Annotated in this window: 15 protein-coding genes; 13 read left to right on the forward strand and 2 right to left on the reverse strand. The window is 72.7% G+C overall.

The annotated features are described in order from the left end of the window. Positions 1-260: 260 nt before the first annotated feature. The 7 genes from ACGFRG_RS29605 (at position 261) to ACGFRG_RS29635 (ending at position 10965) form a co-directional block, all read left to right on the forward strand. Positions 261-1724 (forward strand): DUF4192 domain-containing protein, encoded by a 1464-nt coding sequence (locus tag ACGFRG_RS29605; RefSeq protein WP_393268808.1) that lies wholly within the window; start codon positions 261-263, stop codon positions 1722-1724. Between the two features lie 140 nt (positions 1725-1864). Continuing rightward, entirely contained in the window at positions 1865-3964 is a 2100-nt protein-coding gene (locus tag ACGFRG_RS29610) for a glycogen debranching N-terminal domain-containing protein (RefSeq protein ID WP_393268810.1), read from the forward strand. A gap of 185 nt (positions 3965-4149) precedes the next feature. Further along, positions 4150-4920: an NUDIX domain-containing protein gene (locus ACGFRG_RS29615; protein ID WP_361426059.1), complete on the forward strand. Its 771-nt coding sequence runs from the start codon at positions 4150-4152 to the stop codon at positions 4918-4920. 300 nt (positions 4921-5220) lie between these two features. After that, on the forward strand, positions 5221-7038 hold the full coding sequence (locus ACGFRG_RS29620; protein WP_393268814.1) for an ATP-binding cassette domain-containing protein: 1818 nt from the start codon (positions 5221-5223) through the stop codon (positions 7036-7038). 160 nt (positions 7039-7198) lie between these two features. Then, the gene (locus tag ACGFRG_RS29625; protein WP_361426065.1) at positions 7199-8086 is read left to right on the forward strand and encodes a FadR/GntR family transcriptional regulator; all 888 of its coding nucleotides are present in this window, start codon (positions 7199-7201) and stop codon (positions 8084-8086) included. Between the two features lie 366 nt (positions 8087-8452). After that, a complete protein-coding gene (locus tag ACGFRG_RS29630) occupies positions 8453-9994 on the forward strand; it encodes an RNA polymerase sigma factor (RefSeq protein WP_361426068.1) in 1542 nt (513 codons plus the stop codon). A gap of 140 nt (positions 9995-10134) precedes the next feature. Then, the gene (locus ACGFRG_RS29635; protein WP_393268818.1) at positions 10135-10965 is read left to right on the forward strand and encodes a S1 family peptidase; all 831 of its coding nucleotides are present in this window, start codon (positions 10135-10137) and stop codon (positions 10963-10965) included. A 99-nt stretch (positions 10966-11064) separates the two neighbouring features. Here the strand turns inward: ACGFRG_RS29635 and ACGFRG_RS29640 are convergent, their stop codons facing one another. Next, a complete protein-coding gene (locus ACGFRG_RS29640; protein WP_067165114.1) occupies positions 11065-11295 on the reverse strand; it encodes a hypothetical protein in 231 nt (76 codons plus the stop codon). A 433-nt stretch (positions 11296-11728) separates the two neighbouring features. On the opposite strand from ACGFRG_RS29640, the gene ACGFRG_RS29645 reads away from it, so the two are divergent. The 6 genes from ACGFRG_RS29645 to ACGFRG_RS29670 all read left to right on the forward strand — a co-directional run bounded on the left by ACGFRG_RS29645 (position 11729) and on the right by ACGFRG_RS29670 (position 18665). After that, the gene (locus ACGFRG_RS29645; RefSeq protein WP_361426074.1) at positions 11729-13849 is read left to right on the forward strand and encodes a DNA topoisomerase IV subunit B; all 2121 of its coding nucleotides are present in this window, start codon (positions 11729-11731) and stop codon (positions 13847-13849) included. 153 nt (positions 13850-14002) lie between these two features. Then, positions 14003-14518: a DUF1453 domain-containing protein gene (locus ACGFRG_RS29650; protein WP_361426077.1), complete on the forward strand. Its 516-nt coding sequence runs from the start codon at positions 14003-14005 to the stop codon at positions 14516-14518. Further along, a complete protein-coding gene (locus ACGFRG_RS29655; RefSeq protein ID WP_361426080.1) occupies positions 14515-15690 on the forward strand; it encodes a histidine kinase in 1176 nt (391 codons plus the stop codon). The genes ACGFRG_RS29650 and ACGFRG_RS29655 overlap by 4 nt, the downstream gene beginning before the upstream one ends. A 5-nt stretch (positions 15691-15695) precedes the next feature. Then, positions 15696-16424 carry a response regulator gene (locus tag ACGFRG_RS29660; RefSeq protein ID WP_393269000.1) on the forward strand — a complete coding sequence of 243 codons (729 nt, stop codon included), beginning with the start codon at positions 15696-15698 and terminating at the stop codon, positions 16422-16424. 148 nt (positions 16425-16572) lie between these two features. Beyond that, the gene (locus ACGFRG_RS29665) at positions 16573-17070 is read left to right on the forward strand and encodes a DUF485 domain-containing protein (protein WP_393268824.1); all 498 of its coding nucleotides are present in this window, start codon (positions 16573-16575) and stop codon (positions 17068-17070) included. Further along, positions 17067-18665: a cation acetate symporter gene (locus tag ACGFRG_RS29670; protein ID WP_361426089.1), complete on the forward strand. Its 1599-nt coding sequence runs from the start codon at positions 17067-17069 to the stop codon at positions 18663-18665. Before ACGFRG_RS29665 ends, ACGFRG_RS29670 begins: the two co-directional genes overlap by 4 nt. Positions 18666-18848: 183 nt before the next feature. Here ACGFRG_RS29670 and ACGFRG_RS29675 read toward each other — a convergent pair whose 3' ends face one another. After that, the gene (locus ACGFRG_RS29675; protein WP_361426092.1) at positions 18849-19538 is read right to left on the reverse strand and encodes a response regulator; all 690 of its coding nucleotides are present in this window, start codon (positions 19536-19538) and stop codon (positions 18849-18851) included. Positions 19539-19557 lie beyond the last annotated feature (19 nt).

Below are 19557 nucleotides of genomic sequence, written 5' to 3' on the forward strand. Positions count from 1 at the left end.
CCCGCCCCCCCCCCCCCCCCCCGGCCGGGGGGGCGGCGCGGCGGGCGGGGGGGCGCCCGGCCGGCCCCCCCCCGCCCCCCCGGCGGGCCGCCCCCCCCCCCCCCCCCCCCCCCCCCCCCCCCCCCGCGACCGGGTCCACCGGTGTGCGGGGTGGTGGTCGCCACCTCAGTATGCCGAGTGGTGGCGTGGCTTGTTCTGGCCTGTGGACAACGTTATCCACAGGGGTGGTCGGCGGCGCCCGGGGGCGGGACCGTCGAGACATGAACAAGCACCGCGATTCCCACGAACTCTCCGACGACGACCCGCAGATCACCCTGCGCGACCCGGCCGACCTGGCGGACGCGCTGCCGTATTTGATGGGCTTCCACCCGACGGACTCCGTCGTGATGGTCGCCCTCCATGGTCGCCGGGGCCGCTTCGGCGGGCGGCTCCGGCTCGGCATCCCGCGTTCGCCCGCGGAGTGGCCGCATGTCGCGGAGCAACTGGCCGAGTGCCTGGTCACGGGAAGCGAGCGGCGCGGGCCGCGCCCGGACGGGATCCTCGTGTTCCTGTGCCAGGACCCGGACCCGGTCAGCGATATGACGGGCAGTCACGTCATGGAAAGGCTGAGGCCGTTGGCGCAGCAGCTGCGTACGGCCTGCGGCGCCCTGGACGTGCCGGTCCTGGAGGCGCTGTGCATCTCGGACGGCCGGTACTGGTCGTACTGCTGCCCCGACGCGCGCTGCTGCCCACCGCGGGGCAGGACGCTGGCCCTGCCCGGTACGTCGGCGCTGGCGGCGGCCGCGACCTACGCCGGACTCCAAGTACGCGGCACCCTGCGGGAGTTGGAGGCGAGGCTCACCCCGTGGGAGCGCCCGGCGGCGGCCGCCGAGCAGGAACGGGTGCTCGCGGCGACGGAGGAGCGGCTGGTGCCCCGCATCCTGGACGAACAGGAGCGTGCGCGGGTCGGCCGCGAGACCTTGGACCTGGCGGGCCTCCTGATGCGACGCCTGTCCGGCGCGCCCCCGGCAGCGGGCCGCCGCGACGGGGACGCGCTCGACGACGGCCTGATCGCCCACGACGAGGCGGCGGCGCTGGTGCTCGGCCTCCAGGACCGCACCACACGGGACCGCGCGGCGGAGTGGATGGAGGGCCCGGACGCGGCCCCGGCCCTGCGCCTGTGGCGCGCCCTGTCCCGCCGCTGCGTCGGCCGCTATGCGGAACACGCGGCGGCGCCGCTGAGCCTGGCGGGCTGGGTGGCCTGGTCGACCGGCGACGAGCCCGCCGCCCGGGTGGCTCTGGGCCTGGCTCTGCGGGTCGACCCCGGCTGCCAGTTCGCCCTGCTCCTGCACCAGGCCTGCAACGAGGGCCTGAACCCGGAGGCCCTGCGCAAGTGCCTGCGCGAGGAGCGGGCGGAACGGGAGCGGGCGCAAGAGGAGGAGCAGGGGGAACGGGAGGAACAGGGCGAACGGGAGGAGCAGGGGGAACGGGAGGAGCAGGGGGATCGGGAACAGGGGGAGTGGGAACAAGGGGTGGAATCGGCGCGGCGGGGGCCGGGCCGGTTGGTGGCCTCGCCTCATCGGCCGAAGCTCCGCCGCAAGGCCCCGGCGAGCCGGAAGGAAACCCCGACCCGAACCCCGAACCGGCCTGTGGGGCCCGACGGGGGCACGCCGGGCGCCCGGACCGCCCCGCGCGGAACCCGGCGTGCGGGCAAGGCGGGCGAGCGCGACGGGACGGGCCGATGACACCGGGTCCACGCCACGGCGTGTCGCTCCGTGACCCGCGTACGGCCCGTCGCGTTCACCGGTGGGACGGCGCACCAGGGCCGTCCGCTCGACGGACGGATGTGGCCCGAATGCCCGGAAACAGGCAGCGTATGGAGCGTATGGCGTTCAATGTCCCGCCCCGGGCCCCCGCCCCGGGCGGCCCGATGTCCACGGCGCCGGGACCGGTGCGGCGGCAGGCGCCCGCGCCCGGCCTCCCCGACGCCCGCCGGACCGGCGGCGCCCCCGGCGGTGGCCCCGGCCCCGGCTACGGTGAACTTCCGTCGGTGCACTCGGCCCTGATCTCGGTCGCCCTGCCCGGCCTCGTCGTCTCGGCCGAGCACGGCCAGCTCACCGGGCACGGCCTGGAGGGCTTCTACCGCAACGGCCGACGGCTGCTCGCGCGCTGCCAGTTGAAGGTGGCCGGGCGGGAGCCGATCGCGCTCCAGGGCCGGCCGATATCGGCCGATCGCGCCCGCTTCAGCGCGGTGGTGCGCACCCCGGCCGACAGCGGCCCCGACCCCGAGATCGCGATCGAGCGGGTGCGCCGGGCCGACGGCAGCGAGCGGATCACGCTGCGCAGCGCGTCGCCCCGCCCACTCCGGCTCCCTGTGGAGATCGCGCTCGGCACCGACCTCGCCGAGCTGGGCGCGGTCGCGGCGGGCCGGGCCGGGCCCGAACTGCCGGGCAGCGTCCATGCCTCGGGGATGCGCTGGACGGGCCCCGGCGCGCACGCCGTGGTGAGCGCCCAGCCGCCCCCGGCCGACGCGCTGGCCTCGGCGGGCGTGCTGCGCTGGGACGTGGAGCTGCCCCCGGGCGGCTCGTACACGATCGAGCTGCACATCCGTACCGACCGCGCGGACCGCCCGGCCAGGTCGCCGGGGCAGGCCGCGGGTCAGGCGCTGCCGCACGCCGAGGCGGAGGGCGACGACCCCAGGGTCGCGCCACTGTTCCAGAGCGGCCTCGACGACCTGCGGGCGCTCCTGGTGCGCGACCCGGCGCACCCGGCCGATGTGTACGCGGCGGCGGGAGTGCCCTGGCGCACCGGACCGGCCCCGGCGGAGGCGCTGTGGGCCGCGCGGATGGCCCTGCCGCTCACCACCCGGCTCGCGGCGGCGACCCTGCGCGCGGTGGCCCGTACGCAACTGTCGGACAACGGGCGGGACTTGGGGCCGCTGCCCGGTCCGGTCCGGGACGCGGGACCGCATCTGCCGCCCAGCTGCACCGGGGTGGAGGCGACCCTGGCGTTCCCCGTGGTGCTCGCGGAGGCCCGCCGCTGGGGGCTGGCCGAGTCCGAGGTGGCCGAGTTGCTGCCGGTGGCGGAGCGCTGTCTGCGCTGGCTGCGTGCCCGTGCGGGCACCGGGTATCTCGTCGAGCCGGGCCCGGCGGTGGGCCTGGTGCGCGCCGAGACCCAGGCCCACGCGCACCGCGCCGCCGTACTGGGGTCGGAGCTGCTGAGCGAGTGCGGCCGTCCGGGGGCCGAGGAGTGCGCCGTCTGGGCCGCGGCGCTGCGGGAGCGGTTCCGGGAGGAGTTCTGGATCGAGGACCTGGCGGGCGGGCGCCCCGCCGCCGCCCGCACCGCCGACGGCCGCCTCGTCCCACCGCTGGGCGCGGGCGCCGCGCACCTCCTGGACACCGGCCTCCTCGGCGCGGGCCAGCTCGCCGCCGGGCTGCTCGACAAGGTGCAGACCGAACAGCTGGCGAGACTGCTCGGCAGCCCGGTCATGGACTCGGGCTGGGGCCTGCGCGGGCTCGGTGCCAAGGAGGCCGGGTACAACCCGTTCGGCCACCGGGCGGGCGCGGTGCGGGTGTACGACACGGCCGTCGCGGTCGCGGGCCTGGCGGCCGCCGGGTACGAGAAGGAGGCCGGCGCGCTGCTGCGCGGAGTCCTGGACGCGGCCGAGGCGTTCGGCTACCGGCTGCCCGAGATGTACGCGGGGGAGCAGCGCACGGCCGACAGCGCCCCGCTGCCGCACCCGGCCGCCTGCCGCCCGGCCGCCGTCGCCGCGGCCTCGGTGGTCCAGCTGTTCACCGCGCTCGCCGGGATCCGCCCGGACGCCCCGGCGGGCACGGTCGCGCTGTTCCCCGTGCGGTCCGCCCCGCTCGGCGCGGTGCGACTGTCGGGGCTGAGCGTCGCGGGGGAGCCCTTCGCCGTACGGGTCAGCAGGCTCGGCGTCGGCATGGTCGAGCAGGCCGCCGACCGGCTCCAGTTGGGAGGCTGAACGCAGTGCTGAGCGAATCCGGTACCGAGGCCGAGGAGGACGTCCTGGTGAGCGACGTGGCGGACGACGGCAGGACCCTCGCGCGAGGCGCCCTGGGTGCGAGGCATGGGACGAGCGGTGAAGGCGTTGCGGCCAGAGGCGTCCGAGGGCGTGTTTATCGTCAGGGAGACGACTATGATCGCTCTATGTCTCCCTACGACCCGTCGGCCTTCCCGCCCTTCGCCGTGACCGTCGACCTGGTCGTGCTCACCGTGCGCCGCCACGCGCTGTGCGCGCTGGTCGTCCGCCGCGGCGAGCCGCCGTTCCAGGGGCGGTGGGCGCTGCCCGGCGGATTCGTGCGGGGTGACGAGGATCTGTCGACGGCGGCGGCCCGCGAGCTGAGCGAGGAGACCGGGCTGTGTGCCCAGGCCCCGGCGGCCCCGGCCCCCGCGCCGGGCAACGGCGCCCATCTGGAGCAGCTGGCCACCTACGGCGATCCCCGGCGCGACCCGCGCATGCGGGTGGTGAGCGTGGCGCACCTGGCGCTCGCGCCCGACCTGCCGGCCCCCCGCGCGGGCGGCGACGCGCACAGCGCCCGCTGGGCGCCGGTCGAGGACCTGCTGAGCCAGGACGGCGGCTTCGGCCGGGAGGACGAGCAGCCCGCCCCGCTCGCCTTCGACCATGCCCAGATCCTCGCGGACGGCGTGGAGCGGGCTCGTTCCAAGATCGAGTACTCGTCGCTGGCCACGGCGTTCTGCCCCGCCGAGTTCACCGTGGGGGAGCTGCGCCGGGTGTACGAGGCGGTGTGGGGCGTGGCCCTCGATCCGCGCAACTTCCACCGCAAGGTGACCGGCACCCCGGGCTTCCTCGTCCCGGCCGGCGGCACCACCACCCGCCAGGGCGGCCGCCCCGCCCAGCTCTTCCGTGCGGGCGGAGCGACGCTCCTGAACCCGCCGATGCTGCGCCCGGAGGTCTGAGCCGGGCCCGCGGGCGCGGGCGGGGCGGCTGGGGCAGGGCGCTCGGGGCTTGGTGCTGCCGCCGGAGCGGAGCAGGCTTGGTGCGCGCGATGTGCCGACACGGCCTTGCGGTGCGCGCGGCGAGCTGGCGCAGCCATGGGGCGCGCGGTGTGCTGACACGGCCAGGTGTGCACGCCGTGCGCTGACACCTCGCCACCACGGTCGCGTAGTACACGAAAAGTCTGAAATGTCGCGTTATGTTACTCCGGTACCCGCCCTCCCGCCGTGCCGTCGAGCGGTCTCACCCCCGCGAGAGAAGCGATGCTCCAGGCCATCGGACTCACCAGCGCCCCCCACCGCGACCGTCCGCCCGAGGTGGACGACCTGACCTTCGAGGCCCGGCCGGGCCTGATCACCGCCCTGCTGGGCGCCCCCGGCTCGGGCAAGACGATGGCCCTGCGTCTGATGCTGGAGCTCGAACCGGGCCGGGGTGTCACCTACTTCCGGGGCCGCCCGCTGCACCGCGTCGCCCACCCGGCCCGTGAGGTCGGCACCCTGCTCGGCGATGTGCCGGGCCACCCGGCCCGTACGGTCCGGGGCCAGCTGCGCCTCATGTGCGCGGTCGCCGGGGTCCCGGTGACCAGGGCCGAGGAGATGCTGCACGTCGTCGGCCTCGACGGCCTCGGCGACCAGCGGCTCGGCACCCTCTCCCTCGGCATGGACCGCCGGCTCGGACTCGCCGCGGCCCTGCTCGGCGACCCGCACACTCTCGTCCTCGACGAGCCCGCCGAGGGCCTTTCGCCGCGCGACAACAGCTGGCTGTACGGACTGCTGCGCGGCCACGCCGACCACGGCGGCACCGTACTGTGCACCTTCGCCGACCCCAAGGAAGCGGCCCGGGTGGCCGACCGTGTGGTCACCGTCGACGGGGGCCGCCTGGTCGCGGACCAGGACGCCGTCGCGTTCGCCCGCACCCGGCTGCGCCCGCGCGTGGCGGTCGCGAGCCCGCACGCCGTCCGCCTCGGCACCCTCGTCAGCCGCGAGGCCCGGGCCGCCCGCCGCTCGGTCGAGGTGGTCACCGAGGACGGCTGCCATCTGTCCGTCTACGGCACCACCTGCGCCGAGGTGGGTGAGACGGCCTTCCGCCACGGCGTCCTCGTCCACCGCCTGACCGAGGAGTTCGGCGACACCAACCCGCCCCTGCCGCCCCGCATGGCCGTGCCCCCCGGTCCGCCGCGCGAAGTCACCACCGGCCCGGCAGCGACGGCTCCCCTCCCCACGCCCGACATGCCCGAGGGCCACGGCGCCCCCACCAACCCCCCGGCATCCCCGCGCTCTTCGCTCCCCCTCATCACGCCCACCCGCCCCCGCACCCCCCTGCGTCCGCTCCGCTATGAACTCCGCCGGCTCCTCGGGGTCCGCACGACGTATCTGCTGGGCGCGGCCGTGCTCGTCGGGTCGGTCGTCCTCGCCGTGCTGCTCGGGCGCGGCGGGCGCACCCCGCTGCCGCACCTGGCCGCCGCCTGGCCGGGGCTGCTGCCGCTGCCCCCGGCGGCGTTCGGCGCGGGCGTCCTCGGCGCGCTCGCCTTCGGTGAGGAGTACCGCTACCCCGCGCTCGCCGCCGACCGCGGCACCGTGCCGCGCCGGCTCGGGCTGCTGCTCGCCAAGCTCGCCGTGTCGGCCGCCGCCGCGCTGCTGCTCGCCGCGCTCACGGTAGTCCTGGACGGCCAGGCCCTGCGGCTGGTGTACGGGAGCGACTTGGCGCGGATCCCACCGGACTGGCCCTCGCTGGCGGCGAGTTGGGCCGGTCTCACCGTCGGCTGCGCCTGGGCCGGGCTGCTCGCGGCGGGCATCTTCCGGGCCACCACGGCCGGGCTCGCGGCCGTCCTGGCGGTGCCCGTACTTGTCGTACCGCTCGTACAGAAGGCGTTGTCGAGTCCGCACGCGCGGTCGGTCGCCGGGCTGCCCGGGCGGCTGCGGGAGGTGGCCTGGCTGCGCTGGCCGCACGAGCTGGACGGCTGGCTCACGGCCGCCCTGCGTCTGCTCGCCAGACCCCAGGGCGCGGCGCTCGCGCTCTCGCTCACGGTGCTGCTCTGCGCCTATGTGTTCACCGGCCTTCGCGGCAGGGCCCGTTGGTGACCGCGCTGCGACCCCGGCGTACGGGCTCGGCCACAACTCCCCTGGGAATGCCCGCTTCTTTCCGATAAAGCGTCAATTGCGAGGGGTGCGGAGATCACCCTTTCGTGTGCTTTTCACCAAAGACCTCAAGGGCCGTGGGAGTCCCGCCGACAAAGGATGCGTGAGTACCCTTGCGCACACCATGATGACCACCGCCCGCGCCGCCGACAACGGCCTCGCAGGACCGGGCGAACTCGACCGCTACCCCTACGCGGAGGCGCGCGGCGCCGACCGCGTCGCCCTCCCCGCCTGGGACGGGGGCGAGGCCGACCTCGGCCGGGTGGGCCGCCGCGCGGCGGGCAGCCGCGGGAGAGGGCTGCACGGCCAACTCGTCCAGCAGCTCGGCCAGATGATCGTCTCCGGCGACCTCGGCGCCGACCGTCCGCTGGTCCCCGAGGAGATCGGCCAGCGCTTCGAGGTCTCCCGGACCGTCGTCCGCGAGTCGCTCCGCGTCCTGGAGGCCAAGGGCCTGGTAAGCGCCCGCCCGAACGTCGGCACCCGGGTCCGTCCGGTCAGCGACTGGAATCTGCTGGACCCCGACATCATCGAGTGGCGCGCGTTCGGGCCGCAGCGCGACGACCAGCGCCGCGAGCTCAGCGAGCTGCGCTGGACGATCGAGCCGCTGGCCGCCCGCCTCGCGGCGGGCCACGGCCGGGACGACATCCAGCAGCGCCTCGGCGACATGGTGGAGATCATGGTCCACTCGCTCGGCCAGGGCGACGTGATCACCTTCTCGCGGGCCGACGCCGAGTTCCACTCCCTGCTGATCCAGGCCGCGGGCAACCGCATGCTGGAGCACCTCTCCGGCATCGTCGGCGCCGCCCTCCAGGTCTCCGGCGGCCCGGTCACCGGCTGTGACCGCCCCACCGAGGCCGCGCTCACCCACCACGCCCGGATCGTGGACGCGCTGGCGGGCGGCGACGGCGTGGCGGCCGAGACGGCCATGCGGCAGCTGCTGACCGTCCACCCCGAGGTGGAGCGCGTCGTCCCCGCCCCGCGCGAGCACTGACGGCGGAGCGTGGGCGGGGTATGGGTTCGCACCACCAGGTCCCGTACCGCCGTGAAGGAAGGAAGCGCGTGTCGCCGGGCCTCGGGGGTCCGGCGACACGATTGCGGGCACTTTGTCCCTATGTGGTCACCTATATCGCGAATGGGGTGTGACTCGGGCCACGTAGATTGGGCGTAACACTCTTCGAAACCGTGCGATGACCTAAGAGGTAACAGCCGAGGAAGGAATACAGCGGCCGCTCGCGGCGCTGTGCAGCTCCGAGGTTCAGCCCGCGCCGTCGGCACAATCCCCAGCCGACGGTCGTCGGCTCCGGCCCGATCATGGGCGGAGCCGGAAGCCGTTTTCCATCGTTCCGAGAGGTTGTTCGTGTCGGCCAGCACATCCCGTACGCTCCCGCCGGAGATCGCCGAGTCAGAGTCTGTGATGGCGCTCATCGAGCGGGGAAAGGCTGATGGGCAGATCGCCGGCGATGACGTGCGTCGGGCCTTCGAAGCCGACCAGATTCCGCCAACCCAGTGGAAGAATGTTCTGCGCAGCCTCAACCAGATCCTCGAGGAAGAGGGTGTGACGCTGATGGTCAGTGCCGCGGAATCTCCCAAGCGCACCCGGAAGAGCGTCGCAGCAAAGAGCCCGGCGAAGCGCACCGCCACCAAGACTGTCGCGGCCAAGACGACCGTGACCAAGACCGTCGCGGCCACCGCCGCTCCGGCGGCCGAGACCGTGGACGTGTCGGCCGACGAGGTCGGCGCGCCCAAGGCCGCCGCCAAGAAGACGGTCGCGAAGAAGACTGTCGCCAAGAAGGCCGTGGCCAAGAAGACGGCCGCGAAGAAGACCGCCGGCAAGAAGGGCGACGAAGAGGTCCTTGAGGGCGAGGAGCTGCTTGAGGACGTCGCGCCCGGCAAGGGCGACGAAGAGGAGGCCGAGGGCGAGAACAAGGGCTTCGTCCTCTCCGACGACGACGAGGACGACGCTCCCGCTCAGCAGGTCGCCGTCGCCGGTGCCACCGCCGACCCGGTCAAGGACTACCTGAAGCAGATCGGCAAGGTCCCGCTGCTCAACGCCGAGCAGGAGGTCGAGCTCGCCAAGCGCATCGAGGCCGGCCTGTTCGCCGAGGACAAGCTGTCGGCCGCCGACAAGCTCGCCCCCAAGCTGAAGCGCGAGCTGGAGATCATCGCCGAGGACGGCCGCCGCGCCAAGAACCACCTGCTGGAGGCCAACCTCCGCCTCGTGGTCTCGCTGGCCAAGCGCTACACCGGCCGCGGCATGCTCTTCCTGGACCTGATCCAGGAGGGCAACCTCGGTCTGATCCGCGCGGTCGAGAAGTTCGACTACACCAAGGGCTACAAGTTCTCCACGTACGCCACCTGGTGGATCCGTCAGGCGATCACCCGCGCCATGGCCGACCAGGCCCGCACCATCCGTATCCCGGTGCACATGGTCGAGGTCATCAACAAGCTCGCGCGCGTGCAGCGCCAGATGCTCCAGGACCTGGGCCGCGAGCCCACCCCGGAGGAGCTGGCCAAGGAGCTCGACATGACCCCGGAGAAGGTCATCGAGGTCCAGAAGTACGGCCGCGAGCCCATCTCGCTGCACACCCCCCTGGGTGAGGACGGCGACAGCGAGTTCGGTGACCTCATCGAGGACTCCGAGGCCGTCGTGCCGGCCGACGCGGTGAGCTTCACGCTCCTGCAGGAGCAGCTGCACTCGGTCCTGGACACGCTGTCCGAGCGTGAGGCGGGCGTGGTCTCCATGCGCTTCGGCCTCACCGACGGTCAGCCGAAGACGCTGGACGAGATCGGCAAGGTCTACGGAGTGACGCGTGAGCGCATCCGTCAGATCGAGTCGAAGACCATGTCGAAGCTGCGCCACCCGTCGCGTTCGCAGGTGCTGCGCGACTACCTCGACTAGGTCGTACCCCGCGTATCCCTGCGCCACTGGGGCCCGGTTCCGTCAGGAGCCGGGCCCTCGCGCGTGTCTGAGCGGGTGCGGGGCGTCATCGGCTCGTTGACTCTGAGGTGTGCCCGCCCCACCCGGAGTCAGGAGAAGGTATGCGACGTCCCACCGCCCGAGCGCTGCGAGGAGTGCTGGCCCTGACGGCCGCCGCGACCGCCGTGCCCCTGGCCGCGCCCGTCCCCGCCGCCGCCGACAGTGTGGTCATCGGGGGCATGCCCGTACGCGTCGAGGACAGTCCGTACGTCGTCGCGCTCTCCAGCCGTGACCGGTTCGGACGTACGCGCGCGGGCCAGTTCTGCGGGGGAGCGGTGGTGACGCCCACGAAGGTGGTCACCGCCGCGCACTGCCTCAGCCGGGAGGTGCTGGGCGCGAACGGGGTGCGCGACCTCAAGGTGATCGCGGGCCGCACCCAGCTGCGCGGCAAAGGCGGCCGGGAGCTCGCCGTACGGGACACCTGGGTCAACCCGAAGTACGACCCGGTCACCAACGCCGGTGACCTGGCGGTGCTCACTCTCGCCGAGACGCTGCCCGAGTCGTACGTGATCGGGCTCGCCGGACCGAATGACGGCGCCTACGCGGTGGGCACGTCGGCCACCGTCTACGGCTGGGGGGACACCTCGGGCCGGGGCAGCTATGCCTCCGGGCTGCGGGCGACCGGGGTCAAGGTGCTCTCGGACGGGGTCTGTGCGCGCGCCTACCCGGGGAACTCGGACGGTGAGTACCTGGGGGCCACCATGCTCTGCGCAGGCGACCCAGCGGGCGGCCACGACGCCTGCCAGGGCGACAGCGGGGGGCCGCTGGTCGCCCGGGGGCGGCTCATCGGTCTGGTGTCCTGGGGCAGCGGCTGCGGCGAGGCCGAGAGCCCCGGTGTCTACACCCGGATCTCGGCGTTCACGGCGTCGTCCCGCAACGCCGCGCCCCTGTAGCGGGCGTACGGGTATGAGAACGGGCGGCCGCCCCCGCACGCGGGGGCGGCCGCCCGTCGCCGGTCCTGGACCGGCCCTGGCTCGTCGTCAGTGCGAGGTTCAGCGATCCTCTTCACCTGCGGATTCGGGCACCGCCGTGAGGCGGTCCGTCTCGTCCTGTATCTCAGCGGCGATCTTCTTCAGTTCCGGCTCGAACTTGCGTCCGTGGTGAGCACAGAAGAGCAGTTCGCCGCCGCTGGTCAGAAGGACGCGCAGGTATGCCTGTGCGCCGCAGCGGTCGCAACGGTCGGCGGCCGTCAGGGGGCTCGCGGGGGTCAGAACAGTAGTCACGTCGCCTCTTCTCTAGCTCGACGAGCTGTCGTACCAGGGTCAACATCCAACCAGGCCGAAAACGTTCCCGCTCGTGCCTTTTCCTCGAAACTTCTTGGTCAAGGTGGCTGTCTGCTGCCGGTTGGCGGCGAATGAGCCGTATTGCGTTGCTTTACGGGTTTCGCGTTGCTTGTCTCGTTTGGCCCTCCCGGCGGGGTTGCCGGTTGTTCATGAGGACGTGCCCGGAGCCTAAATGGTTCATGCCTGGATGGGAACGTGATATCCGCATCACTCCAACGAGGGATCGAACACGTATACGACACTGGACTAGCATGAGTAATCGCGAGGGTGGCGTGACAACGGCTCTACCAGGCCTCGGTACCCTCTGACCGGCGACCGACGCCGGCCCCCTGCCCATCGGGGGCGAAGTGAAATTCAGCGAGGAGCGAACTGCGTGACCGCCGAGACGTCCGTTCCGTCCACTGCGCTGCTGACCGGCGCTGACCGGGACGGCTCCAACTACACCGCGCGGCACCTGCTCGTCCTTGAAGGCCTCGAAGCGGTCCGCAAGCGCCCCGGCATGTACATCGGCTCCACCGACAGCCGCGGCCTGATGCACTGCCTCTGGGAGATCATCGACAACTCGGTCGACGAGGCCCTGGGCGGGTTCTGCGACTTCATCGAGGTGATCCTGCACGACGACGGCTCCGTCGAGGTGCGGGACAACGGCCGGGGCATCCCGGTCGACGTCGAGCCCAAGACCGGCCTTTCCGGTGTCGAGGTCGTCATGACCAAGCTGCACGCCGGCGGCAAGTTCGGCGGCGGCTCCTACGCCGCCTCCGGCGGTCTGCACGGCGTGGGCGCGTCCGTGGTGAACGCGCTCTCGGCCCGCCTCGACGTCGAGGTCGACCGCAACAGCGCGACCCACTCGATCAGCTTCCGCCGCGGCACGCCGGGCATGTTCACCGAGCAGGGCCCCGACGCGCCCTTCGACCCCTCCAGCGGCCTCCTCAAGGGCAAGCGGGTGCCCAAGACCCGTACCGGTACGCGCATCCGCTACTGGGCCGACCGCCAGATCTTCCTCAAGGACGCGAAGCTCTCCCTGGAGACGCTGCACCAGCGTGCGCGTCAGACGGCGTTCCTGGTGCCGGGTCTGACCATCGTCGTACGGGACGAACGTGGTCTCGACGGTGAGGGCAAGACGGAAGAGACGTTCCGCTTCGACGGCGGGATCAGCGAGTTCTGCGAGTACCTGGCCCAGGACAAGGGTGTCTGCGATGTGCTGCGGCTGACCGGTCAGGGCACCTTCAAGGAGACCGTCCCGGTTCTCGACGACCGCGGCCATATGACCCCGACGGAGGTCACCCGGGAGCTGGCGGTCGATGTGGCGCTGCGCTGGGGCACGGGCTACGACACCAATGTGAAGTCGTTCGTGAACATCATCGCCACCCCCAAGGGCGGCACCCATGTCACCGGCTTCGAGCGCTCGGTCACCAAGACCGTCAACGAGGTGCTGCGCTCGGCGAAGCTGCTGCGCGTCGCGGAGGACGACGTCGTCAAGGACGACGCCTTGGAGGGCCTGACGGCGGTGGTGACCGTGCGCCTGGCCGAGCCGCAGTTCGAGGGCCAGACCAAGGAGGTCCTGGGCACCTCGGCGGCCAACCGGATCGTCGCCAATGTCATCGCCAAGGAGCTCAAGGAGTTCCTGACCTCCACCAAGCGCGACGCCAAGGCGCAGGCGCGCGCGGTCCTCGACAAGATCGTGGCCGCCGCCCGGACCCGGATCGCCGCCCGCCAGCACAAGGAGGCTCAGCGCCGCAAGACCGCCCTGGAGTCGTCCTCGCTGCCGGCCAAGCTCGCCGACTGCCGCAGCGACGACGTGGAGCGCAGCGAGCTGTTCATCGTCGAGGGCGACTCCGCGCTGGGCACCGCCAAGCTCGCCCGCAACTCGGAGTTCCAGGCCCTGCTGCCGATCCGCGGCAAGATCCTCAACGTTCAGAAGGCGTCCGTGTCGGACATGCTGAAGAACGCCGAGTGCGGCGCGATCATCCAGGTCATAGGAGCGGGCTCGGGCCGCACCTTCGACATCGACGCCGCCCGCTACGGGAAGATCGTGCTGCTCGTCGACGCCGATGTCGACGGCGCCCACATCCGCATCCTGCTGCTGACCCTCTTCCAGCGCTACATGCGCCCGATGGTCGAGGCGGGCCGGGTCTTCGCGGCCGTGCCGCCGCTGCACCGCATCGAACTGGTCCAGCCCAAGAAGGGCCAGGACAAGTACGTGTACACCTACTCGGACAACGAGCTGCGCCAGACACTCCTGGAGTTCCAGCGCAAGAACATCCGGTACAAGGACGCCATCCAGCGCTACAAGGGCCTGGGCGAGATGGACGCGGACCAGCTCGCGGAGACCACCATGGACCCCCGCTACCGCACCCTGCGCCGCATCAACATCGGCGACCTGGACGCCGCCGAGCAGGTCTTCGACCTCCTCATGGGCAACGAGGTGGCACCGCGCAAGGAGTTCATCACCAGCTCCGCCGCCACCCTGGACCGCTCACGCATCGACGCGTAGCCGCCCGGTCCCGGGTCCGGGGCGGGTGTCCACCCGTGGGTGGAGCTGCTGGCTCCACCCACGTTCAACCCCAGCTCCGATGTGTCTGACCAGGCGGTTTCCGTAACTTCGATGGCGTAGGGATTTCCTCGCAGTCGTCGTTCGGAGGCCCAGATGTCCGCGCTCGTGAATGTGCTGGTGGCGGTGGCCGTCATCGCGCTGATCGTCTCGCGTCAGGTGCGGCCCCAGCGGTTGGCCGACGCCAAGCGCTGGTGGCTCGTCCCGGCGGTGCTGGTGTACCTGTCGATACGGGAGAAGGGCCTGGTCGACCCGGACCATCACGCCCTGTCGGTGCTGCTGCTCGGCGCCGAGCTGGTCACCGGGCTGCTGATGGGCGCGGCCTGGGGCTGGACCACCAAGGTGTGGGCCGAGCCGGACGGCTCGGTGTGGAGCAGGGGGACCAGGGCGACCGCGTTCGTCTGGGTCGTGGGCATAGCCGTCCGGGTGGGGCTCGCCGGCATCGGCGTCCTGGCCGGGATCCACATGGGCACGGGCGCGCTGCTGCTCGGGCTCGCGGCCGCGATCCTGGTCCGCAGCGGCATCCTGGTATGGCGGGCCCGGTCCGTGCGCGCGTCGTACGGTGTTGCCGACGACAGCATGGCCCGCCCGCTGTGGAAGGACCGCGTGTGACCCAGGACGTCTGGTTCGCCTGGCCCTCGCGGGAAGCGCTCACCCACGAGGGCCTGAGCCCCGTGCGGCGCGGCATCGCCTGGGCCGTGCGCACGGTGCTGCTCGGCGCGCTGCTGTGGACGGCGGTCAGTGAGCGGGGGCCGCACGGCTGGTCGTGGGTCGCCGGGGTCGCTATCGTCGCGGCGACGGTGGCGCTGGCCCGCGGTTTCTGGCGGCAGACGCTCGCGCACCGGCTGTGGCCCTCGCTCGCTCTGTTGGCGTCGCTGATGACGGTGGCGGTGGTGGCCCAGCAGACCGGCTGGCACATCCTCGCCGTGATCGTGTGGTGCGGCACCGCGGTCTCCGCGCTCGAACGGCTCCCGCTCGGCGCCGCCGTGCCGTGCACGATGGTGGCGCTCGGGGCGTACGCGGCGGTGAACACCGACGGCGCGCTGACCACCGCCATCAGCACCGCCGGGCTCGGGCTCGCCGGGTATGTGCTGCGGCTCGACGCCGAGGCGCGCGGCACCGCCCAGCGGCTGCTCGCCCAGGAACGGGCCGCGCGGGCCGCGGAGGCCGAGTCCGCCGCGCTCGCCGAGCGGGCCAGGATCGCCCGGGAGATCCACGACGTGCTGGCCCACAGCCTCTCCGCGCAGCTGGTGCATCTGGAGGCGGCCCGGCTGATGATCGAGCGCGAGCCCGCCGGAGAGTTCCGGGACAAGATCTTGGAGCGGGTGGTGGCGGCGCGGTCGATGGCGCGGGACGGGCTGGCCGAGACCCGGCAGGCGCTCTCGGCGCTGCGCGGCGAGATGACACCGGTCGAGGACTTTCTGCGCACGCTCGTCGACGGCACCGGCCCCGGGGGACCGGCGGGCGTCGAGGTGTCGGGGGAGCGGCGGGCGCTGGCGGCCGAGGCGTCGCAGGCGGTGCGGCGGGTGGCGCAGGAGGCCCTGACGAATGTGCGCAAGCACGCGCCGGGTGCCACCGTCGCCATGCGGCTCGAATACCTGCCGGACGAAGTGGCGCTGGAGGTGCGGGACTTCGGCGGCGGCCGGGTGGCGGACGAGCTGGCGGCGAGCGGTTCCGGATACGGTCTGCTCGGGATGAGGGAGCGCGCCGAACTGCTCGGCGGGACTCTGGAGGCGGGACCGGACGAGGAGGGCTTCGTGGTGCGGCTGAGGGTGCCGGCATGACCGACATGACCGGCGGGGGCGGTGCGACCGGCGGGGGCGCCGGGGCGGGGGAGGGGCACGCGGGGGCCCGGGCGATACGAGTGGTCGTGGCGGACGACCAGTCGGTGGTGCGCGAGGGGATCGTGATGCTGCTCGGGCTGCTGCCCGGCGTCGAGGTGGTCGGCGCGGCCAAGGACGGGGAGGAGGCGGTCGCGCTGGTGGCCGAAGTGGCCCCGGACGTGGTGCTGATGGACCTGCGGATGCCGCGCTGCGACGGGGCGGAGGCGACCCGCCGTATCCGCTCCCAGTACCCGGGGACGCAGGTGGTGATCCTGACGACCTACGCGGACGACGACTCGCTCTTCCCGGCGCTGCAGGCCGGGGCGCGCGGCTATCTGACCAAGGACGCGGGCGGCGACGAGATCGTCCGGGCGATACAGGACGTGCTGGCCGGGCAGGCCGGGCTCGCGCCCTCGGTACAGCGGCGCTTGCTCGAAAGGGTGACGTCGCCGCCGCCCGCGCCCGCTCCGGTGGTGCTGCCGGACGGGCTCACCGGACGCGAGGGCGAAGTGCTCGGCCTGGTCGCCGAGGGGCTGTCCAACCCGGAGATCTCCCGAGCGCTGCACATCTCGACCGCGACCGTGAAGACCCACATCAACAACATCTTCGCCAAGACGGGTGCCAGGGACCGGGCGCAGGCCGTGCGGTACGCGTATCAGCACGGCCTCACGCGGCCACCGGGTCCCGCCGCCTGAGTTCCACGGCCACCTGAGTTCCGCCGCCGGGTGAGTTCCGCCATCACCTAATGGGGTGAAGAGGGGGCGTTGAAGAGTGCGGGGGCGTCCCCTCTGCCCATCCTTGGGCACGCGGCCGAACAGGGTCGTGGACAAGGAGAGTTGTTCGGTGGACAGACAGGAAGGGCACGAACCGGCGGCGGCACGGATCGACGACCCCTGGTACGACGCGCTCGCCTCCGGGTGGGGCGAGCTGGACGGTACGACGGCGCCGGTGCCCGTCCCGCAGCAACAGCAGACCACCGGCGCGGACCAGAGCCGTAGCGCCGCCGACATCTATCTGGAGGTGCAGCGCAGCGCCGCCTTCCAGGAAGTCCGCAGCCGCTACCGCCGGTTCGTCGTCCCGGCCGCGTTCGCCTTTCTCGCCTGGTACGTCGCGTATGTCGTCGCGGCCACCACCGCACCCGACGTGATGGCCCGTCAGGTGTTCGGGGCGGTCAATGTCGCGATGCTCGCCGGGCTCGGGCAGTTCCTCTCCACGTTCCTGCTGACCTGGGCGTACGCGCGGCATGCCCGGCTGCGCCGGGACCGGGCGGCACTTGAGCTGCGCTGGGCCGTGTTCGAGCAGAAGAGGGAACAGGACATGAGCGGGGGGATCGCCAGGTGAGCGTCGGCAGGGACCATCAGGCGCTGGCGCTCCTGCTGTTCAGCGCGTTCGTCGCGGCGACGCTGGCGATCACCACCTGGGTGAGCCGGGACCGCCATGGCTCGGCGGAGGAGTTCTACGCGGGCGGGCGGCTGTTCTCCCCCATGGAGAACGGTTTCGCCATCGCGGGCGACTATATGTCGGCCGCCTCCTTCCTCGGCATCTCCGGGCTCATCGCCCTCTTCGGCTACGACGGGATGCTCTACTCCGTCGGCTTCCTGGTGGCGTGGCTGGTGGTGCTGCTGCTCGTGGCCGAACTGGTCCGCAACTGCGGGCGGTTCACGCTCGCCGATGTGGTCGCGGCCCGGATGCGGGAGCGCCCGGTGCGGATCGCGGCGGGAACTTCTTCGGTGACCGTGTCCGTTCTCTATCTGGTGGCGCAGATGGTCGGCGCGGGCAGCCTGGTGGCGCTGCTGCTCGGCGGGGCCAGTTCCGCCGAGCGCTCGTGGACCGTCATCGGTGTGGGCGCGCTGATGGTGATCTATGTGTCGCTGGGCGGGATGCGGGCCACCACCTGGATCCAGATCGTGAAGGCCGTCCTGCTGATGGCCGGTGCGATCACGCTCACCGTGCTGGTGCTGATGCGCTTCCACGGCAACATCAACCTGCTGCTCAACACGGCGGCCGAACGGAGCGGCCATGGAAAGGAGTTCCTCTCCCCGGGGCTGAGGTACGGCGGCGGCTGGACCGCGCGGCTCGACTTCATCAGCCTGGGCCTCGCGCTGGTCCTGGGTACGGCGGGGCTGCCGCACATCCTCTCCCGCTTCTACACGGTGCCGACCGCGCGGGCCGCCCGGCGTTCGGTGGTCTGGGCGATCGGGCTCATCGGCGGCTTCTATCTGATGACGATCGTGCTCGGCTTCGGCGCCGCCGCCGTGGTCGGCCCCGCCGAGGTCAAGTCGGCGAACGCCGCCGGGAACACGGCCGTTCCGCTGCTAGCCCTCAATCTGGGCGGCGGCGCGGCTTCCACAGGCGGAACGGTTCTCTTCGCGGTCGTGGCCGCCGTCGCCTTCGCCACCATCCTGGCCGTCGTCGCCGGTATCACCCTGGCCTCCTCCGCCTCCGTCGCCCATGACCTGTACGCGTCGCTGCGGCGTCGGCACGCCAGGCAGCGCAGCGAGGTCGCGGTGGCCCGGGTCGCCGCCGTCGGCATCGGAGCCGTGGCCATCGCGCTGGGGCTGCTCGCCCGCGATCTGAACGTGGCGTTCCTGGTCGGTCTCGCCTTCGCGGTGGCCGCCTCGGCCAATCTGCCGGTGCTGCTCTACTCGCTGTTCTGGCGGAACTTCACCACCCGGGGCGCGGTGTGGTCGGTGTACGGCGGACTGGTTCCGGCGCTGGTCCTGGTGGTGCTCTCGCCGGTGGTCTCCGGCGGGCCACACGCGCTCTTCCCCGGGATGGACTTCCAGTTCTTCCCGCTGGAGAACCCCGGCCTTGTCTCCATCCCGCTGGGCTTCCTGGCGGGCTGGCTGGGCACGCTGACCTCGCACGAGCCCGCGGACGCGGCCCGCCACGCGGAGACGGAGGTGCGGTCGCTGACGGGGGCGGGGGCGGTGTAGTGATCAGCAGGATCGATCCGCCCCGGCCGCTTCCCCGTTCCGGGTGAGCCCGCTTCCAAGCATCCCGCTGGGGAGGGGATTTCGACTGCGGACCGTGCGTGGCTGGTCGCGCCCACGCGGCGGAGCCGCACAATGACACAGCCCCGCGGCCCCATGGGCACCCGGCACCGCACCGGCTACCCCTCACACCGCCCAGGCGTACCGGTGTTCCGGGCGGCCCGTCTCGCCGTACCGCAGGGTGAGGCGGAGGCGGCCGGACTGCTCCAGCAGGCGCAGATAGCGCTGGGCCGTGGAGCGGCTCAGTCCGGTGCGCCCGGCCACCTCATGGGCGGAGAGCGGATGGTCCGCGTGGTGCAGGACCTCGCGGATCAGCTCCGCCGTCGGCAGCGAGTGGCCGCTGGGCAGCCCGGGGGCGGTGGCGGCGGTCCGCAGCGCCCCGAAGATCCGGTCCACCTGGTCCTGTCCGGCGCCCTCGGCGCCGTCCTCGCCCGCCCGGTCGACGGTGCGGCGCAGGCTCGCGTACGCGTCGAGCTTGGCCCGCAGGCCCGCGAAGGTGAACGGTTTCACCAGGAAGTGCAGCGCGCCATGGCGCATCGCGGCCTGGACGGTGGCCACATCGCTCGCCGCGGTCACCATGATCACATCGGTGTGATGGCCGAGCTGGCGCATCCGGCGGACCAGCGCGAGACCGGTCTCGTCCGGCAGGAAGTGATCGAGCAGCACCAGATCGACCCGGTGCCGCTCCAGCGTCGCCAGCGCCTGGGCAGCGCTGTGCGCCCGGGCGACGACCCGGAACCCGGGAACCTTCCCGACGTATGCGGCGTTGATCTCGACGACACGGAAGTCGTCGTCCACGACCAGGACGTCAATCAACGTGTTTCCCTCCCGTTGA

This window comes from Streptomyces sp. NPDC048696 (assembly GCF_043198895.1).
GTDB lineage: Bacteria > Actinomycetota > Actinomycetes > Streptomycetales > Streptomycetaceae > Streptomyces.